This window comes from Pseudarthrobacter humi (assembly GCF_024294965.1).
Classification (GTDB): domain Bacteria; phylum Actinomycetota; class Actinomycetes; order Actinomycetales; family Micrococcaceae; genus Arthrobacter; species Arthrobacter humi.
In genome coordinates, this window is sequence record NZ_JANCLV010000002.1 from 40,890 (window position 1) to 59,112 (window position 18,223).

The window sequence follows — 18,223 nt, forward strand, 5'->3', positions numbered from 1 at the left end:
TTTGGGTCAGCCCGCGGCAGCCCGGGATCTCCGCGCCAACCGTCAGCTATTGTGCTGCGCGCCGCAACTTGATTTCGATCGAGTCAACACGCTCTCCAAACAATACATTCCGGGACCACGCCTGCTGGAGGCCGGACACCAGCTCCTGGACTGCCGGAGCGTCCAACCCATCCTCAAGGTGGAGCAGCACCTGAAGTTCCGGCCCGGCACCGCCCCCGGAGAGCGTGGCACCGGCCCCGGTGAGGACGGCGACGCCGGAACCCGGAAGGAGGGCAATCTTGCGGACCACAGGGAAGGCGGCCGTCACCTCAGCCATCTCGGCTGCCAACGCCGCGTCTGTGTACGAAGGGATCCACTCCCGTTGTTGGGCCAGCGCCCAGACGGCGGGCCGCCGGACCACGAACGTGACCTCCGAGCCCGGATCGAGCACCAGTAACTCGGCGCCCTCGGCCACGGCCGAGAGGGCGGCCCGGGCAGCGTATACCGCCACAGGCCGGGCTTCGGGATGCCAGGCAGCCAAGGCATCCGCAGAGCTAAAGGCCGGCATGGCCGTCCGGCCGTCGGCGGCCTTCAGGGTGACCAGCGCCATGTCCGCCTGCTTGTCCGACGTCAGGCCGTCGACGCCGGCCGCTTCCTCGCCGAGCTGGGCGATGATCGGGATAAAGACCCGGGCAGTGGCCAGCGAGGCCACCACAGCCGTTTCGTCGCCGTTGCCGTCAACCAGGGCCGCGACGGCGGCGAGGTAGCCGGCGTCGGCCGTTCCGTCGTCGTCCTCGAAGTTGTGGATCCTGGCGTCGTCCCCGGCGAGGCTCCGGCCTTCCCACGGCTGGCCGGCCGAGTCAGTACGGCCGCCCGCGCCCGCCAGAGCCGCCGCAATGTGTCCGGGCAGATGACGGGCCGGCGGCGATTCCGCTGCCGGGTCGGCGTTGTGCGTGCTGTCCACGGAAACTGCCTAGCGGCGTCCGGCGACGTCGAGGGCTTCGGGGAGCGTGAAGGCACCGGCGTAAAGCGCCTTGCCCACGATCGCGCCTTCCACGCCCAGCGGCACCAGGGAGCGCAGGACTTTCAGGTCGTCCAGGCTGGAGATGCCGCCGGAGGCGACCACCGGTTTGCCGGTCTTCTCCACCATCCGGCGCAGGAGTTCAACGTTGGGGCCTTGCAGTGTTCCGTCTTTCGTGACGTCAGTGACAACGTACCGGGAGCACCCGGCTTCTTCGAGCCGGCCCAGGACCTCCCAGAGGTCGCCGCCTTCTTTGGTCCAGCCGCGGCCTGCCAGCGTGGTTCCGCGGACGTCGAGGCCGACGGCGATCCTGTCGCCAAAGCGGTCGATGGCACTGCGGGTCCACTCGGGGTTTTCCAGGGCGGCTGTGCCGAGGTTGACGCGGGCGACGCCGAGGGCCAGCGCCGCTTCGAGGGATTCGTCGTCCCTGAGTCCGCCGGACAGCTCCACCTTGATATCGAGCCGGCCCACCACTTCACGGAGCAGCTCGGCGTTTGAGCCACGGCCGAACGCGGCGTCGAGGTCCACCAGGTGTACCCATTCGGCGCCCTGCTCCTGCCAGTTGAGGGCTGCCTCCAGCGGCGTGCCGTAGCTCGTCTCGCTGCCGGCCTCCCCCTGGACCAGCCGCACGGCCTGTCCGTTTACGACGTCGACGGCGGGCAGCAGTTCAAGAACCGGCAGATCGGTTGCGGTGGTCATCTCAAATCCTTTTGGGTGGTGGGTTGCTGGTGGAGGCGGAACTAGGGGTTGCCTGGGCTAGGTTCCAGGAAGCGTCAGCAGGTACGCGGCCAGCAGCGCCATGCCGGCCAGGACGCAGAAGCCCACCTGGGTCCAGAGCGGTTTGTGCTGCTGCCGGAAGGACAGTGCGCCGCCCACCAACAGGCCGGCCAGGCCCATCAGGACAATCGACCACATCTAGGCGGCGTCCGTGGCAGCTGGCTTGCGAAGGCCGTCCACCCAGTTGCGCAGCAGCCGTGCACCGGCGTCGCCGGATTTTTCCGGGTGGAACTGGGTAGCGCAGAGCGGTCCGTTCTCCACTGCGGCGATAAAGCGCGCGCCATGCTCTGACCAGGTCACCAGCGGCGCGGTCATCCGCGGCTGGATCACGTCGAAGCTCCAGTCCTGGACACCATAGGAGTGGACGAAGTAGAAGCGCTGGTCCGCGACGCCGGCGAAGAGTTTGGATCCTTCCGGAACGTCAACCGTGTTCCAGCCCATGTGTGGCACCACTTCGGCGGGAAGGAGTTCCACCTTGCCCGGCCACTCCCCCATGCCTTCAGCTTCTGTCCCGTGCTCCACTCCGGCCTCGAACAGGACCTGCAGGCCCACGCAGATTGCCAGGACCGGCCTGCCCCCGGCCACGCGCCGGCCGATCAGCCGGATGCCGTCCACGGCCTTGAGCTCGCGCATGACAGTCTCGAACGCGCCGACGCCGGGTACTACCAGGCCGTCGGCATTAAGCACGTCCTCCGGCTTGGAGCTGAGGATGACCTCGGCTCCTGCCCGCTCCAGGGCGCGCACGGCAGACCGGACGTTTCCCGAACCATAGTCCAGGACAGTGACTGTGGGCTTGCCTTCGGGTGATACGGGCTTCTTACCGGCGGCCGGATCGATGACGGCACCGTCCCGGAGGATTTGGCCGCTCACAGGGCACCCTTGGTGGAGGGGATTCCCTCCACGCGGGGATCGGGCTCTACCGCAGCACGCAGGGCGCGGGCGAAGGCCTTGAACTGCGCTTCCACAATGTGGTGCGGGTCGCGGCCCGCGATGACGTTCATGTGAAGGCAGATGCCGGCATGAAGCGTGATGGCTTCAAAGACGTGGCGGGTCAATGACCCCGTGAAGTGGCCGCCGATCAAGTGGTACTCCTGCCCGGCAGGCTCTCCGCCGTGCACCAGGTAGGGGCGGCCGGAGACGTCGACGACGGCATGCGCCAGGGCTTCGTCGAGGGGCACGGTGGCCTCGCCGAACCTGCGGATCCCGGCCTTGTTTCCCAAGGCAGTGCGCAGGACTTCACCGAACGTGATGGCGACGTCCTCCACCGTGTGGTGGACGTCAATGTGGGTGTCACCGGTGGCTTTGACCGTCATGTCAATGAGCGAGTGCTTGCAGAGCGCCGTCAGCATGTGGTCGTAGAACGGGACAGACGTGTCGATGTCCGAAACGCCGGTGCCGTCGAGGTTAATCTCCACGAGCACTGACGATTCACTGGTGGCACGCTCCATGCGTGCGGTCCGGGGCCCGGCAGCGTTCGATCCGGTGAAGCTCATGGTCATTTGTCCTTTGGGTGAAGTCAGTGGTGCGAAAGCGAAGGAGATGTGCCGGCGCGGCGGCGCCGATACCTCAAGTTTAGGCGGGCAGCCTGGCCTGGCTGGCCAGGATGCGTTCCAGCGACGTCAGGAAGGCTGTGGTCTCCGTCTCAGTTCCCGCCGTGACTCGCAGGTGGCCGGGGATGCCGACATCGCGGATCAGCACGCCGTCGTCCAGCAGCCGCTGCCAGACGTCATGCGGGCTGTCGAGGCCGCCGAAGAAGACATAGTTCGAATCGGAGGCGGCAGGCTTGAGGCCCAGGCGCGTGAGTTCCGAGACGATGCGGTCGCGCTGCTCCTTGATGTCCTCGACGTCGGCCATCAGCGCAGTGCGGTGCTGCAGGGCGGCGAGGGCTGTTGCCTGGGTGATGGCCGAAAGGTGGTACGGCAGCCGCACCAGGCGCAATGCGTCCGTGACTTCAGGAGCGGCGGCCATATAGCCCAGGCGGGCGCCCGCAAGGGCGAACGCCTTGCTCATAGTGCGGGACACAATGAGGCGCTCCCGGCCGGGCAGCAACGTAAGGGCGCTGGGCGTTCCGTCATGGGCGAACTCGTGGTACGCCTCGTCAACGATGACGATGGTCTGGCTGGCCTTGCCAGCCTCGTACACGGCCTCCACAACGTCCAGGCCCAGCCCCGTGCCGGTGGGATTGTTCGGCGAGCAGAGGAAAACGATGTTGGGCTGAAGTTCTTTGACCTGCAACGCGGCCGATTCGGCACTGAGCCCGTAATCGTCTGCCCGTTGCCCGACGATGTACCCGGTGTCCGTGCCGCTGGCCAGGAGCGGATACATGGAGTACGTGGGCGGGAATCCCAGGGCCGTGCGCCCGGGCCCGCCGAATGCCTGGAGAATCTGCTGGAGGACCTCGTTGGACCCGTTGGCCGCCCAGATGTTGGTGGCATCCAGACCGTGCCCGAGATACTCGGCCAGCGCTTCCCGGAGTTCGGTGAACTCACGGTCCGGGTAGCGGTTGAGGCCCGCCGCGGCTTCCGTCACGGCCACGCTGATCGCGGCCCGTACGTCCGCCGGGACGCCATGGGTGTTTTCGTTGACGTTCAGCAGGATAGGTACATCCAGCTGCGGGGCACCGTACGGGGTCAGTCCGCGGAGGTTGGTCCGGAGGGGAAGTCTGTTCAGACGCTCTAGCTGGTCATTCACCTGAACAGTTTAGGTCCGAAGCAGACGGCCGGAAAATGTGACGGCCTGCGGCGGCACACACCCGAGCCCGCAGGCTCATTACCTGGTGGGGACGAAGAGTTGCTGTCCGGGGACAACGCCGCCGGCGGAAAGGTTGTTCAACTGGGCAATATCCGCAATGACATCACGGGGATCACGCTCGGGCGCCACCGTGCCGGCAATGGCCCAGAGTGACTGGCCGGCCTGCACCGTGACCGAAACTGTTGGCGTTAGTGACAGGTCCGCGGCAGAATCGGCGGCCTTTGCCGGGGCGTTGAGGAAACCTGCAAGGGAAAGCAGGATTGCGGCAAGAATCACCAGCGGGATGCCGATGAGGACTACCCGGCCCCTGCGGGTCAGGCGTAGCGGCGGTAACGCTTCCCTGCGCTGCCTTGGGGCCGAATCCGACGTCGAAACGGGTGCGGACCACTGCCGCGAGGTGAGGTCCTGCACGGAAATGAACTGCGGACGCGAGTCCTGCGAAGCGGATATAGCTGACATGAAATGAGCCCTCCTGGACCATACTGTGCTGCCCGGCGCGCCCTCCGCGTCCACTTGCCGGCACCGGCCTGAGCCGTCCATAAATTCGAATATTCGAATCCGCAAGCAACGAGTAGAACACATGTTCGAACTTTGCTTCTTCATTTTTAGCACTTATCAACGAATATTGTCGAGACTCGCTAGAACAAATGTTTGAAAAAGCCCTGTGGCTGGCCTACGTTTGGATCAAAGAACAACCACCTCTGTAGTTGATCAGCAGGGTCTGACAATCAACTCCGACACCAGCCCCGGGGCGTTCCAGGCACCAGAGGCCGGAGCGGAGCCGGGCAACCGAAAGGCATTGGCGAACATGGCAGCACCAGCCGCCGAGGGCAAGGCGACACCGCAGCGCCGCCAGCCCCCACGAACCCCCAAGGGGCTCACCGCCCGCCAAAAGAAGATCCTTGAAACCATCCAGCGCTCGGTGAATGACAACGGCTATCCGCCGTCGATGCGTGAAATCGGTGACACCGTGGGCTTGGCGAGTTTGTCGAGCGTGACCCACCAGCTCTCGCAACTGGAGAAGCTGGGGTACTTGCGCCGGGACCCCAAGCGTCCGCGGGCCATGGAAGTCCTGATGCCGTTGACGCTTGACGGCGGGTCCGCTAAGTCGAACGGGACAACCAAGCCCTCAGTCCTGCACGGCATCGGCGGGACGGTCACCGAACTTCCCTCTGCCATGGACACCGCGATGGTGCCGTTGGTGGGCCGGATCGCGGCCGGCGGGCCCATCCTGGCTGACCAGGTGGTGGAAGACGTCATGCCCCTGCCCCGGCAGCTGGTGGGCCAGGGTGAGCTGTTTATGCTGCGCGTGGCCGGCGATTCGATGGTGGATGCTGCCATCTGCGACGGCGACTGGGTAGTGGTCCGCCGGCAGGCAGACGCCTCCAACGGCGATATTGTCGCGGCCCTGCTGGACGACGAAGCCACCGTCAAGACCTTCCGCCAGCGCGACGGCCACACGTGGCTGTTGCCGCAGAACACCCAGTACGAGCCCATCCTGGGCGATCACGCCACCATCATGGGCAAGGTCGTCTCGGTCCTGCGGTCGCTATAGGACCTGCGCAGTCAGGCGCCCTTCCCGGCCAGCCTTTCCAGGGCGGCGAATGCCGTCTTGCGGTCCGTGGTGGGCCAGAACGGCGGCAAAGCGGCGCGGAGGAATCCGGCGTAGCGCTCGGTGGCAAGCCGGGAATCAAGCACTGCCACCACACCTTTGTCTCCGGTGGAACGGATCAGCCTTCCCGCGCCCTGGGCCAAGCGGATGGCCGCGTGGGTCGCCGATACCGCCATAAAGCCGTTTCCGCCGGCCTGCGCAACGGCGCGGGACCGTGCGGTCATCAGCGGGTCGTCCGGCCGCGGGAACGGGATGCGGTCGATCACCACCAGCCGGCATGATCCACCCGGAACATCAACGCCCTGCCACAGGGACATGGTGCCGAACAGGCAGGTATCGGGCTCGTCCGCGAACTGCTTCACGAGGGCCGTCATGGTGGAGTCGCCCTGGCAGAGAATGCTGAGGCCAAGCCGGGGACGCATCGCTTCTGCGGCTTCCTCTGCGGCTCGGCGGGACGAAAACAGACACAGGGCGCCGCCGCCGGACGCGCGGATCAGCGCCTCAAGTTCATCAAGGGCCTCCTGCGAGGCCCCGCGGCCCGGCTTGGGAAGGTGGCCTGCGACATAAAGGATCCCCTGTTTGGGATAGTCAAAGGGCGATCCGACATCGATCCCGCTCCAGTTGGGCGCACCCTCCCCCACCAGTCCCAAGCCGCCGGCGGTCGGTTCAAAGGCTGAGCCGATGGCCAGGGTTGCCGACGTCAGGACAACGGTGTGGCCGGCGAACAGCCCCTCGCGGAGCTTGCCGGCAACGCTAAGCGGCGCGATGTTGACCAGGACCGGCGCAGACTCGTCGGGCTGCGCATAGCCCTGTTGCGGATCGAAGGAACTTGCGCGGGAAAACCACACCACTTCGCGGTTTTCACGGGCCACGATCAGCCGCTCGCACAGTTCGAGGATCAGCATCAGGCGTGAGCGCGCGAGCTGCCGCCCGCCGTCCGCCGATTGGCTGCCGTCCCCCTTGGAATCGGACAGTGCAGCGCGGCAGGCCTCACGCAACTGGTCCACACAATCCAGCTGTTCGTCGTTGAGGCCGTTCGGGAGCAGCCCGTTGGGCACGCCGGCCAGGGCGAGTTCCAGGTTGGCGGCGGCTGCGTTGAGGGCATCCACAGTGATGGCCGTGTGTTTCCGCGCGCCCGACGCCGCAGCGTGGACCATTGCCACGGAGAGTTGCCCCGACACCGCACCGGTGACCCGGTCCTGCAGTTCGTGGGCCTCGTCCACCACCACAACGTCGTATTCAGGAAGCACGGCCAGGCCTTCGAAGGCGCTGACGGCGAGCATGGCATGGTTGGTGACCACAACGTCGGCCTCGGCGGCGTCGTGGCGCGCCAGTTCGCTGAAGCATTCGGCTGCCATGGGGCATTTCTGGGCCCCCAGGCATTCCATGGACGTCACCGAAACCTGCCGCCAGGCCCGGTCAGTAACGCCGGGAAGCAGTTCGTCACGGTCGCCCGTGGTGGTCTTCTCCGCCCACTCGCGCAGGCGCACCACTTCCTTGCCCAGCTGGGACGACGGCCCGCCCAGGGCAGCGGCGAAATGCGGGACGCTGGTGTCTTCGCCGAGGGAGAACAGCTGGCCCTCTGCGGGTTCCTCGGAAGGGAACCCGCCTTCGAGCTTGTGCTGGCAGACATAGTTGGAGCGGCCCTTGACCAGGGCCACCTTGACAGGGCGGTCCAGGGCAGGGGTGATGGTCTTCAGCAACCGGGGAAGGTCGCGGCCCACAATCTGGGTCTGCAGCGCAAGCGTGGCCGTTGACACCAGGGTGGGCTTGTTGCTCACGAGCGAGTGCGCAATGAGCGGAATGAGGTAGGCCAGGGACTTTCCGGTCCCCGTTCCGGCCTGAACCAGGAGGTGGTCGCCGGTTTCGATGGCCTTGGCCACCTGCCTGGCCATCTCGTGCTGCCCGCTGCGGCTTTGACCGCCCATGCCGGCCACGGCGCGGTCGAGCAGTTCGATCACGAACTGCTCGCCGGCCGTACCTTTGACTTCCCCCGCCGCAACCTCAGTCATGGTTGATGAAGGATTCCAGTTCAGCCGCAAGGCCCTCACGCACCATCACCAAAGCGCGGGTACCGTGCTCGCCGTGATCCAGGCTCAGGATCTCGGCATCGGTCTCGTGCAGTTTGCTGATCAGGTCACCGCGGTCGTAGGGAATCAGGAGCTCCAGCTTCACGCCGGGCCGCGGAATCCCGTCACTGATGGCCCGCAGCAGTTCGGCGATCCCCTGGCCGGTGCGGGCCGAGACCACTACGTGGCGCGGTTCGCGCTGCTTGAGGCGCTCCACCACGAACGGATCCGCGGCATCGGCCTTGTTCAGGACAATGATCTCGGGCACCTTGCGGGCATCCACTTCGCTGAAGACTTTGCGGACCGCAGCAATCTGGCCCTCGGGGTCCGGGTGGGACACGTCCACCACATGCAGGATCAGATCCGCGTCAGCCACTTCCTCCAACGTGGAGCGGAAAGCCTCCACCAACTGGGTGGGTAGCGACCGGACAAAACCCACGGTGTCCGCCAGGGTGTACCCGAGGCCGTCGGAGGTCTCGGCCTTTCGCACGGTGGGATCCAGGGTGGCGAAGAGCGCGTTCTCCACCAGCACGCCGGCGTCGGTCAGCCTGTTCAGCAGCGATGACTTCCCGGCGTTGGTGTACCCGGCAATCGCAACGGAAGGCACTGAATTACGACGGCGATTGGCCCGCTTGGTCTCCCGTGCCGGCTTCATGGCCGCGATCTCGCGCCGCAGCTTGGCCATGCGGGTCCGGATCCGGCGGCGGTCCAGTTCGATTTTTGTTTCACCGGGTCCGCGCGAACCCATGCCGGCGCCGGCGCCGCCCACCTGGCCACCGGCCTGGCGGGACATCGATTCACCCCAGCCACGCAGGCGTGGCAGGAGGTATTCGAGCTGCGCCAACTCCACTTGGGCCTTGCCTTCACGGCTCTTGGCATGCTGGGCAAAAATGTCCAGGATCAGGGCAGTGCGGTCAATGACCTTGACCTTGACAATGTCCTCGAGGCTTCGCCTCTGGGATGGTGCCAGTTCGGCATCCACCACAACGGTGTCAGCCCCGGTGGCCATCACGATTTCCTTGAGCTCGAGGGCCTTTCCGGAACCCAGGAACGTGCCCGGGTCCGGTTTGGCACGGCGCTGCACCATCCCGTCCAGGACTTCCGAGCCTGCTGTTTCGGCGAGGGCGGCGAGCTCACGCAGGGAATTCTCCGCGTCCGCCAACGTGCCTTCGGACCATAGCCCGGCCAGGACCACACGTTCGAGCCGCAGTTGCCGGTATTCGACCTCGGTGACGTCTTCGAGTTCGGTGGACAGCCCGGCCACGCGCTTCAGCGCCCGGCGTTCCTCCCGGTCCTGTTGGTCGCCGTCGTAGCTGGTGTGTTCGTCGTCCAAGCGGGAGATCGCCTGGGCCCTGCCGAACACGCCCTTGTCACCGTCTGCGGCGGTGACGTTCCTGGCCGGTACGTCCTTGGCGAGAATCCGGTCGATGACAGCTTGGATCTCCTCGGGACTCATGTCCTGGGCTGCTGGATCTGAACCGGTGTTGGGCTGGCTGGTCATGGTCTCCTTTGAAGTTTCGGCATTTTCAGAATAGTGCCGATCGTTGTTCAGTGGTGAAGTATTCGCGCTGGGCTGACGGCTTGCAGTCATCCGGGCCTCCTGGTCTGCTGGGCGGCGGCCGGGACCGGGCCGCGCAGGGAGTCTTTGCATCCGGGGATGCATGGAGTGGTGGAAAGGCGCGGGCAAAACAGCAAGGGACCGGCTGCGGCAGATCGCTCGAGTATTGCCCGGCGGCACAACAGGTACGGAAGACCTGGCATGCGGCGCATTTGCGGAAGGTTAATACCTGCATCGCTGCGGGGCACGGCTTCGGAACAAGCGGCGTCCGGGAGGACACCGGCCGTGCCGGCTACTCGAAGATCAAGAACATGGGTTCAAGATTAGCAGAAGCGGTGCCTACGGTTTCGCATTGTCCACCCCGGCCAACTAATCTGGCCAGTTATGGAGTCCGCACACTATTTCAGCGCATCGCCCGCCGGGCCGTTCACCCGCAAGCCGCTCACCGTGGAACTGGCCGGCGAGACGCGCAAGCTGCAGACGTCCGGCGGCATCTTCAGCCCCGACGGCATCGACAAGGGGACGGCGGTGCTCCTGGCCGAGGTCCCGGCCCCGGCCCCCACAGGCAACCTCCTTGACATCGGCTGCGGCTGGGGGCCGATTGCCCTGACCCTCGCATTGCGGGCGCCACACGCCAAGGTCTACGCCGTGGACGTCAATGAACGCTGCATCACGCTGACCAACGAGAATGCGGCCCTGCTGGGCCTGGGCAACGTGCTGGCCAGCACTCCGGAGGCGGTGGACCCGGACCTGAGCTTTGACACGATCTGGTCCAATCCGCCCATCCGGATCGGCAAGGATGAACTCCACAGCCTCCTGAAGCTGTGGCTGCCCCGGCTGGCGCCGGGCGGTTCCGCGTGGCTGGTGGTCCAAAAAAACCTGGGCTCGGATTCGCTTCAGCGCTGGCTCGCGACGGAACTGGATGCATCCTTCGCCGTGAGCCGGGAGTCCACGTCCAAGTCCTTCCGCATCCTTCGGGTCAGGAAAGCGTCCCAGTAGCCACAATTACGGCGGGCCCGCTGAGCTCGACGTGCTCGTGCCCGCCCGCCCCGGCGAAGAACTTGACCCCGACGACGCCGCCCGGGACGTTGACCTGCCAGGAGTCCGGCGCTTCCGCCCCGGCCCAGTGCCGGATGGCCACTGCGGCGGCGCACGCGCCTGTTCCACAGGACTGAGTCTCGCCCACACCCCGCTCATGGACGCGCATGGTGACGGTGCCGATCCCGTTGTGGACCAGCGGTTCGGCAGGCACGACGAATTCAACGTTGGTTCCATTGGCCGGCACAGGATCGACCTTCGGGGCAGTGTAGAGCCTGGTGGCTTCCAATTCGGACAGTTCAGCCAGCGCAACCACGGTGTGCGGGTTGCCCATGCTCACTGACAGGGCCGGGCGGGGCACTTCCAGGCCGTCTGCGGTTACCAGCGAGTCCATGGCTTTCGCGGTCGCGTCGCCGGGGAAAATGAATTCCCACGGCCCCATGTCCACCGCGTAGCTGTCCCCTGTCCGGACCACTGTCTTGACGCCGCCGCGCGTCCCGATGGTGAGTGCGCCGCCGTCGGGCAGGTCAACCAAGCCCTCGGCGCGCAGGAAGTGCACAAATACGCGGACCCCGTTGCCGCACATTTCCGAGAGCGACCCGTCGCCGTTGCGGTAGTCCATGAACCATTCAGCCTCGGGGCTGCTCAGCAGCAGCTCGCGGCCTTCGGAGAGGTACCGGGAGGGGACGGCCCGGATCAGCCCGTCGCCGCCGATCCCGCGGTGACGGTCGCAGAGCGCGGCAACCTGGCCGGCATCGATGGTGTGGACGCCGTCGGGGTCGGCGACCAGCACAAAGTCGTTGCCGGTGCCGTGTCCTTTGGAGAAGCGGAGTCCACCCAACGTGTGGAAGACGGGCTCTGTGGTCTCTGCGGGAGTTGCGTCCATCGTCCTAGATTACCGGCTGAGAGCCACGGCCTGGGCCGCAAGGTCCGGCGCCTGCCAGTCCAGCCAGGTGATGCGGGGATCGGCGCGGAACCACGTGAGCTGGCGCCTGGCGAACTGCCGGGTGGCCACAATGGTGTCCTCGGCTGCCTCGGCAACTGTCGAGCCGCCGTCGAGCACTTTCAGGAACTGGGCATAGCCGAGGGCCCGCGGCGCAGTTTTGCCGCCGCGGAGACCGGCCGTGTCCAGCCGGCGCACTTCCCCCAGCAGACCCTGGTCCACCATGCTGTGGACCCGCAGTGCCAACCGTTCCCGGAGGACGTCTCGGTCCACGGCCAGGCCGATCTGGACGGCAGGCTGGAAATACTCCCGCTGGGGCATAAAGGAACTGAAGGGCCGGCCGGTGAGCTCATGGACTTCGAGCGCCCTGATGATCCGGCGAGCATCGGAGACACGGCCCGCTGACACCGGGTCCACGTCCCGGAGCCGTGCCAAGAGGGCATCCTGGCCGGCTTCATCGAGCTCAGCCTCGAGCCGCTGCCGGAGGACAGGATCCGTGCCGGGGAATTCGAGGACGTCGAGGGCGGCCCGCACGTAGAGACCCGATCCGCCCGCCAGAATGGCTCGCTTGCCGCGCGCATGGATATCGCTGACGATGCTCCGGGCCTGCTGCTGGAAGTCTGAAACGCTGGCCTCCTCCGTGACGTCGAGGATGTCCAGAAGGTGGTGGGGAACGCCCCTGCGCTCTGCCGGCGTGATCTTGGCGGTGCCTATGTCCATCCCGCGATAGAACTGCATGGCGTCGGCATTGATGACCTCGCCGTCCAGCTCCAGGGCAAGGTTCACGGCCAGATCGGACTTACCTGACCCGGTGGGTCCAACAACAGCAATAACCGGGGGCTGGACCACCGGTCAGCGGCTCCGTACCGGCAGCGTGGGCATCCCCAGCGAGACTCCGGTGCGGCCGGCGCCGCCTGCGGCAGCCGGCACGGGAGCGCCGCACGAGTCTGCCTGGGACCTGTCCCAGGCGTCCCCCGCGCGGGAGCGCCGCAGGCTGTAGTCCTGCAACGACGGGTCGGCTACGAGGTGGAAGGCTGCGGCTTCGGTGATGGTGACGGTGACCAGGTCACCCGGACGCGGCACCTCTGCCCCCTCGGGAACGGAGAAGTGCACCAGCCGCTGGTCCTGGGACCGGCCCGACAGCCTGTGGGTTTCTTCCGACTTGCGCCCTGAGTGGGCGGTGACCATCACCTCTACCCGGCGGCCAAGCTGCGTGGCGTTTTCCTCGGCGGCGATCCTGTCCTGCAGTGCGGTCAGGCGTTCAAACCTCTCCTGGACCACGGCCTTGGGAAGCTGGTCCGGCAAGTCTGCGGCGGGAGTACCCGGACGCTTCGAGTACTGGAAGGTGAAGGCGGTGGCGAAGCGCGACTGCTCCACAACGTCAAGGGTGGCCTGGAAGTCTTCCTCGGTTTCGCCGGGGAAGCCGACAATGATGTCGGTGGAGATGGCGGCGTGTGGGATCTTCTCGCGGACCTTGTCCAGGATGCCCAAAAACTTGGTGGAGCGGTAGGACCGTTTCATGTCCTTCAGGACTTTGTCGGACCCGGACTGCAGCGGCATGTGCAGCTGCGGCATCACGTTGGGGGTTTCGGCCATGGCGTCTATGACATCGTCGGTGAAGGCGGCGGGGTGGGGGCTGGTGAAGCGGACCCGTTCCAGGCCTTTGATTTCGCCGCACGCGCGCAGGAGTTTGGAGAACGCCTGCCGGTCGCCGAACTCCACACCGTAAGAGTTCACGTTCTGACCCAGCAGGGTGACTTCGATGGCGCCGTCATCGACCAGGGCCTGGATTTCAGCCAGGATGTCGCCCGGGCGGCGGTCCTTTTCCTTCCCGCGCAGGGCCGGGACGATGCAGAACGTGCAGGTGTTGTTGCAGCCGACCGAGATGGAAACCCAGCCGGAATAGACCGAGTCACGCTTGGTGGGCAGCGTGGAGGGGAAGACGTCCAGGGATTCGAGGATCTCCAGCTGGGCTTCGTTGTTGTGCCGGGCCCGGTCCAACAGTGCCGGGAGGGCGCCGACGTTGTGGGTGCCGAAGACAGCGTCCACCCAGGGGGCCTTCTTGAGGATGGTCTCGCGGTCCTTCTGGGCCAGGCAGCCTCCCACGGCGATCTGCATACCCGGGTTGGCGGCCTTGACGGGCGCCAGCATGCCTAGGTTGCCGTAGAGCTTGTTGTCCGCGTTTTCCCGGACGGCGCAGGTGTTGAACACCACGACGTCGGCCTGCTCACCGCTTGCCGGTACGTAGCCCGCGTCTTCGAGCATGCCGGCCATCCGCTCCGAATCATGCACGTTCATCTGGCAGCCGAAGGTGCGTACCTGATAGGTACGGGGCTGCTGGAGGGCTGGGTCGGCTGACGGGGCGGTACCGGATGCGGGGGAAGGAATGGTCAAACTCACCTGTTAAGGGTACCGGGTCGCTACGGTTGCGGGATCGCCCAGGTTGCCGTATCGGCGGGGGCGCCGTTACGGCGGGCCTATGGATCCAGCAGGCCATCCGGTGGGTGTGTCCGGGTCTCCGCATGTGCGTCGAGCACCTCGCCGACGATCCGGAACGCCTGCGACGGCTGGTAGCCCTTGCGGGCAAGCATTGACGCCAGCCGCCGCGTGATCTTGTCCCGCTCGGCGCGGTCCGACAAATCCGTGCCTGCCCGGAGCTTGCGCTCCACCAGGAGCCGGGCCGATACTTCCTCGTCCGCGTCGGAAAGCTGTTCCAGCGCGGCGGAAGCGGTGTCTGCGTCAATCCCCTTGTCCGCCAGCTCGCGCCGGAGCGCCCCTTTGGCGAGCTTCCGCGACTGCGATCTGCTGCGCACCCACATGTCGGCGAACTCGGCGTCGTCAATGAGGCGGACCTCCTGGAAACGGTCCAGGACGGTTTCCGCCACATCCTCCGGAATGTTCCGCTCGGCCAGTTTCCGCGACAGCTGCAGCCGGCTCTTGGCCGAACTGGTCAGCTGCCGGAGCACGATGGCCCGCGCCACGGATGCGGGGTCCGGTTCGGCGTCTGGGTTTGCTTCTGCGTCTCCGGCGATGGCAGCATCCGGATCGGGTCCGTCCGGCCCGAAGCTGGGGCGTCCGCCCCGTCTCCGCTGCCGTCGCCCCGATCCGGCGTCCTGCCCGGCGTCTGGCCCGACCGCACGCCATCCGGCGCTCTGCCCGGGCGTCACGTCAGGGGCGTCCCTAGAAGCCGTCAACAGCCTTCAGCTTCGGTGTGTCTTTGGCATCGGCTTCGGCGGGTTTGACTACCCCGACACCAAGCTTCTCCTTGATGAGGCGCTCCAGTTCGGTCGCCAGCTCGGGGTTGTCGCGCAGGAACCGGCGGGAGTTCTCCATGCCCTGGCCCAGCTGGTCGCCGTCGTATGTGAACCACGAGCCCGACTTCTTGATGATGCCGTGCTCAACACCCATGTCGATGATGCCGCCCTCGCGGGAGATGCCCTGGCCATAGATGATGTCGAATTCGGCGATCTTGAAGGGCGGGGCCATCTTGTTCTTGACGATCTTGGCCTTGGTGCGGTTACCGACGGAGTCGGCACCTTCCTTGAGCGTCTGGATCCGACGGACGTCGATGCGGATGGACGCGTAGAACTTCAGGGCCTTACCGCCGGTGGTGGTCTCCGGGGAGCCGAAGAACACGCCGATCTTTTCACGGAGCTGGTTGATGAAGATGGCGGTGGTTTTGGTCTGGCTCAGGCGGCCGGTGATCTTACGCAGCGCCTGGCTCATGAGGCGGGCCTGCAGACCCACGTGGCTGTCGCCCATGTCGCCCTCGATTTCCGCGCGCGGCACCAGGGCAGCAACGGAGTCGATGACGATGACGTCCAGCGAGCCGGAGCCGATGAGCATGTCCATGATTTCCAGGGCCTGCTCGCCGGTATCCGGCTGCGAGACCAGGAGGGCGTCCGTATCCACGCCCAGCCTGGCGGCGTACTCGGGGTCCAGGGCGTGCTCGGCATCGATGAAGGCGGCAATGCCGCCCAGGCGCTGCGCGTTGGCAACGGCGTGCAGGGCCACGGTGGTCTTACCCGAAGATTCCGGGCCGTAGATCTCCACCACGCGGCCGCGGGGCAGGCCGCCAATTCCCAAGGCCACGTCCAACGCGATGGATCCGGTGGGGATGACTTCGATGGGGGCACGGACTTCATCGCCCAGCCGCATGACCGAGCCCTTGCCGAACTGCTTGTCGATCTGTGCCAGCGCTGCGTCGAGCGCCTTTTGACGATCCGGGGCTGCCGCCATGGTTCACACCTCTAATGCTTTCTCGCTTTGGAGTGGCCTCAGCGGCCGTTTCTTGGTCATCTCTGACGCTAATGGCACCCGCTGACATTCTGGCCGGATGACATCGCCTATGTGGATAACCCACTACGAAAAGCATAGCTTTACCCGAACAGGTATTCGAACAGATCCGGCGGCGTGTCAGCGCGGAAAGGGCGCACGTGGGCCTGGGGAACGCTGTCCGGTTGGTGGCGGCGTCAGTCGCGCAGGGGTTTGACGTCGCGTCCCAGGCGCCGCTCCGGCGGCACATCCTGGACATCGCAGATGGCCAGCCACACCTGCCGGGGGCTCATTCCGGCGGCGAGGGCCTGGTCGGCGGTTCGCCCGCCGGCCCCGGCCAGGACCAGGGTGCTGCTCAAGACCCGGGAGTAGCCAGCCCCGAATTCGTCGTCCATAAGCCGCCAATAGTCACTGATCCGCACCAATAGAGTCTCTCACGGTCCCGGACCCTAGAATTGTTGCCATGAGCAACTCTGCCGACGGCCCTCCTGCGACAGGCCTTCCCGAAACCGGCCTTCCGGCGACGTCCCCTGCGGGGGCAGGTGACGACAAGGACACCGTCGATGAGGCCCTGAACACTGTGGAAGACCAAATCAGTCTCTTTTGGCGGCGTGCCCGGTCGGTGTCCCATCAGCTCTCGCGGCAGGTGCACCCGGACATGGAACCGGCGGCCTACGGCCTGCTTTCGGTCATCCGGCGCGAGGGGCCCATCCGGTTGACGGATCTTGCCCTGAACATCGGAGTGGGCAAGCCATCCGTCAGCCGCCAGATCGCTTTCCTGGAAAGCATCGGGCTGGTGTTCAAGGAAGCTGACCCCCTGGACGGAAGGGCGCAGTCGATCCGCCTCACCGAAAAGGGCGAGGAAAAGATGCATCAGGTCCAGGATGCGCGCCGCCAGGATTTCCGTGAGCGGCTCGGTGAGTGGCCGGTCGGGGAACTGCAGACCCTCGCCGAGTACATGGCCAAGCTCAACTCGCTCTTTGAACTCGACGGTTTCGCGAAGGACCCGTCCGCCGGCGACACGGCAAAATAAGCCGCCACACGCAGCAAAGCCTCCGGCCAATGGCCGGAGGCTTTGCTGTACTTCCTGTCTGGTTCCTGCGGACGGCTTACCGTGCGCCGGAAAGCAGGCCCTTGGACAGTTCGTTGTTGAGTTCAGCGTTCAGATCGCGATCAAGGTCGCGGCCGTAGCGCTGTGAGAATTCCTGGGGAACGGTGTCCGGAACGGCAACACCCTCGGCGACGGCGACACGGTCGCTGACTTCCCTGAGCATGCTGGACAGCGGCACGTCCAGGGCTGAGCAGATTGAGGAGAGGAGCTCTGATGAAGCTTCCTTCTGGCCGCGCTCTACTTCGCTGAGGTAGCCCAAGGAAACACGGGCACTGTGCGAAACTTCGCGGAGCGTGCGTCCCTGGCGCTGGCGTACATCGCGCAGGACATCACCGATTTCGTGACGAAGTACAACCATCTTGCGCTCCTTCTGTTCGCTCTTGGCCTGATCGGCGAGGCCCACATCCTTCCAGCGGACAACGCCGTTTATGGATACGGGCTGCTTTACCATCTGTATCGCCTTGCTCCCTCATAAGTGCGGTCCGCCGTGGAGCGAACCGTGGTGGTTTATTCATCCTAGGCGCCTCCGCTCTCCGGAAGCGACACAATGTAATAACTAATGGACACCGGGATTTGTTCCCGGCAACTTTACGCCCGGTAGCTTCAGGAAGATAGGGCCGCGATCAGGCTTTCCAGCGCGGCGCCACAAGCCTGTCCGCGGATCTCTGCCCGGTTACCCGCGAAGCCGTACTCCACGAAGGACGCACCGGCCGCCGTGGCAATCCCGACGAACACCGTCCCCACGGCTTTGCCGTCATGTTCCTCCGGGCCGGCTACCCCCGTGGTGGCGATGCCGATATCAGCCCGCAGTGCAGTCCTGACCCCGGCCGCCATGGCCGCTGCGACGGCGCCGTCAACGGATCCGGCGGCGGCCAGCAGCTCTGCCGGAACACCCAGGACGTCCACTTTGACGGAGTTCTGGTACGCCACCACACCGCCTTGGAGCATGCCTGAGGCCCCGGCTGTGTCGGCGAGGACGGCACTGACCATTCCCGCCGTGAGCGACTCCGCGGTCGCGACGGTGCGGCCCATTTCCAGGGCACTTTTGACTGCCTGTTCCGCCAGGTGGTGAAGGTTGGTCACATCGGC

The 18,223-nt window shown here is 65.8% G+C and carries 20 protein-coding genes; 3 read left to right on the forward strand and 17 right to left on the reverse strand.

What is annotated here, in order from left to right:
- Positions 1 to 46 precede the first annotated feature (46 nt).
- The 7 genes from NFC73_RS03210 to NFC73_RS03240 form a co-directional block, all read right to left on the reverse strand.
- The gene (locus NFC73_RS03210; protein ID WP_254747602.1) at positions 47 to 943 is read right to left on the reverse strand and encodes an SseB family protein; all 897 of its coding nucleotides are present in this window, start codon (positions 941 to 943) and stop codon (positions 47 to 49) included.
- 9 nt (positions 944 to 952) lie between these two features.
- Complete coding sequence (gene priA, locus NFC73_RS03215) at positions 953 to 1,699, reverse strand: bifunctional 1-(5-phosphoribosyl)-5-((5-phosphoribosylamino)methylideneamino)imidazole-4-carboxamide isomerase/phosphoribosylanthranilate isomerase PriA (protein WP_254747603.1); 747 nt, start codon at positions 1,697 to 1,699, stop codon at positions 953 to 955.
- A gap of 57 nt (positions 1,700 to 1,756) precedes the next feature.
- Entirely contained in the window at positions 1,757 to 1,915 is a 159-nt protein-coding gene (locus tag NFC73_RS03220) for a CG2302 family histidine operon protein (protein ID WP_254747604.1), read from the reverse strand.
- Entirely contained in the window at positions 1,916 to 2,647 is a 732-nt protein-coding gene (gene hisH / locus NFC73_RS03225) for an imidazole glycerol phosphate synthase subunit HisH (RefSeq protein WP_254747605.1), read from the reverse strand.
- A complete protein-coding gene (gene hisB / locus NFC73_RS03230; protein ID WP_254747606.1) occupies positions 2,644 to 3,270 on the reverse strand; it encodes an imidazoleglycerol-phosphate dehydratase HisB in 627 nt (208 codons plus the stop codon). Before hisB ends, hisH begins: the two co-directional genes overlap by 4 nt.
- Positions 3,271 to 3,349: 79 nt before the next feature.
- The gene (locus tag NFC73_RS03235; protein ID WP_254747607.1) at positions 3,350 to 4,468 is read right to left on the reverse strand and encodes a histidinol-phosphate transaminase; all 1,119 of its coding nucleotides are present in this window, start codon (positions 4,466 to 4,468) and stop codon (positions 3,350 to 3,352) included.
- A gap of 78 nt (positions 4,469 to 4,546) precedes the next feature.
- Positions 4,547 to 4,987, reverse strand: coding sequence for a LysM peptidoglycan-binding domain-containing protein (locus tag NFC73_RS03240; protein ID WP_254747608.1), 441 nt, complete (start codon positions 4,985 to 4,987; stop codon positions 4,547 to 4,549).
- 349 nt (positions 4,988 to 5,336) lie between these two features.
- On the opposite strand from NFC73_RS03240, the gene lexA reads away from it, so the two are divergent.
- Positions 5,337 to 6,083, forward strand: coding sequence for a transcriptional repressor LexA (gene lexA, locus NFC73_RS03245; protein WP_254747609.1), 747 nt, complete (start codon positions 5,337 to 5,339; stop codon positions 6,081 to 6,083).
- An 11-nt stretch (positions 6,084 to 6,094) separates the two neighbouring features.
- Here lexA and NFC73_RS03250 read toward each other — a convergent pair whose 3' ends face one another.
- Together NFC73_RS03250 and hflX are read right to left on the reverse strand one after the other, a co-directional pair.
- Positions 6,095 to 8,152 (reverse strand): ATP-dependent DNA helicase, encoded by a 2,058-nt coding sequence (locus NFC73_RS03250; protein ID WP_254747610.1) that lies wholly within the window; start codon positions 8,150 to 8,152, stop codon positions 6,095 to 6,097.
- Positions 8,145 to 9,710 (reverse strand): GTPase HflX, encoded by a 1,566-nt coding sequence (gene hflX / locus NFC73_RS03255; RefSeq protein ID WP_141140032.1) that lies wholly within the window; start codon positions 9,708 to 9,710, stop codon positions 8,145 to 8,147. Before hflX ends, NFC73_RS03250 begins: the two co-directional genes overlap by 8 nt.
- Before the next feature lie 441 nt (positions 9,711 to 10,151).
- Between hflX and NFC73_RS03260 the strand changes: the two genes are divergently transcribed.
- Entirely contained in the window at positions 10,152 to 10,766 is a 615-nt protein-coding gene (locus NFC73_RS03260; protein ID WP_254747611.1) for a class I SAM-dependent methyltransferase, read from the forward strand.
- Here NFC73_RS03260 and dapF read toward each other — a convergent pair.
- The 6 genes from dapF to NFC73_RS03290 form a co-directional block, all read right to left on the reverse strand.
- On the reverse strand, positions 10,747 to 11,691 hold the full coding sequence (gene dapF, locus NFC73_RS03265; RefSeq protein WP_254747612.1) for a diaminopimelate epimerase: 945 nt from the start codon (positions 11,689 to 11,691) through the stop codon (positions 10,747 to 10,749). The genes NFC73_RS03260 and dapF overlap by 20 nt on opposite strands.
- A gap of 9 nt (positions 11,692 to 11,700) precedes the next feature.
- Complete coding sequence (gene miaA / locus NFC73_RS03270; protein ID WP_254747614.1) at positions 11,701 to 12,597, reverse strand: tRNA (adenosine(37)-N6)-dimethylallyltransferase MiaA; 897 nt, start codon at positions 12,595 to 12,597, stop codon at positions 11,701 to 11,703.
- Positions 12,598 to 12,600: 3 nt separating this feature from the next.
- A complete protein-coding gene (gene miaB / locus NFC73_RS03275) occupies positions 12,601 to 14,148 on the reverse strand; it encodes a tRNA (N6-isopentenyl adenosine(37)-C2)-methylthiotransferase MiaB (protein ID WP_254747616.1) in 1,548 nt (515 codons plus the stop codon).
- Between the two features lie 77 nt (positions 14,149 to 14,225).
- Positions 14,226 to 14,729 (reverse strand): regulatory protein RecX, encoded by a 504-nt coding sequence (locus NFC73_RS03280; RefSeq protein ID WP_308292648.1) that lies wholly within the window; start codon positions 14,727 to 14,729, stop codon positions 14,226 to 14,228.
- Between the two features lie 199 nt (positions 14,730 to 14,928).
- Positions 14,929 to 15,987, reverse strand: a complete 1,059-nt coding sequence (recA, locus tag NFC73_RS03285) for a recombinase RecA (RefSeq protein ID WP_056342912.1) — start codon at positions 15,985 to 15,987, stop codon at positions 14,929 to 14,931.
- Positions 15,988 to 16,220: 233 nt separating this feature from the next.
- Positions 16,221 to 16,445 carry a DUF3046 domain-containing protein gene (locus NFC73_RS03290; RefSeq protein WP_056343046.1) on the reverse strand — a complete coding sequence of 75 codons (225 nt, stop codon included), beginning with the start codon at positions 16,443 to 16,445 and terminating at the stop codon, positions 16,221 to 16,223.
- A gap of 41 nt (positions 16,446 to 16,486) precedes the next feature.
- On the opposite strand from NFC73_RS03290, the gene NFC73_RS03295 reads away from it, so the two are divergent.
- Positions 16,487 to 17,056, forward strand: a complete 570-nt coding sequence (locus tag NFC73_RS03295) for a MarR family winged helix-turn-helix transcriptional regulator (protein WP_254747619.1) — start codon at positions 16,487 to 16,489, stop codon at positions 17,054 to 17,056.
- 76 nt (positions 17,057 to 17,132) lie between these two features.
- On the opposite strand, the gene NFC73_RS03300 is transcribed toward NFC73_RS03295, so the two are convergent.
- Positions 17,133 to 17,585, reverse strand: coding sequence for a helix-turn-helix domain-containing protein (locus NFC73_RS03300; RefSeq protein ID WP_056342905.1), 453 nt, complete (start codon positions 17,583 to 17,585; stop codon positions 17,133 to 17,135).
- A 152-nt stretch (positions 17,586 to 17,737) separates the two neighbouring features.
- Positions 17,738 to 18,217 carry a CinA family protein gene (locus NFC73_RS03305; RefSeq protein WP_254747621.1) on the reverse strand — a complete coding sequence of 160 codons (480 nt, stop codon included), beginning with the start codon at positions 18,215 to 18,217 and terminating at the stop codon, positions 17,738 to 17,740.
- Positions 18,218 to 18,223 lie beyond the last annotated feature (6 nt).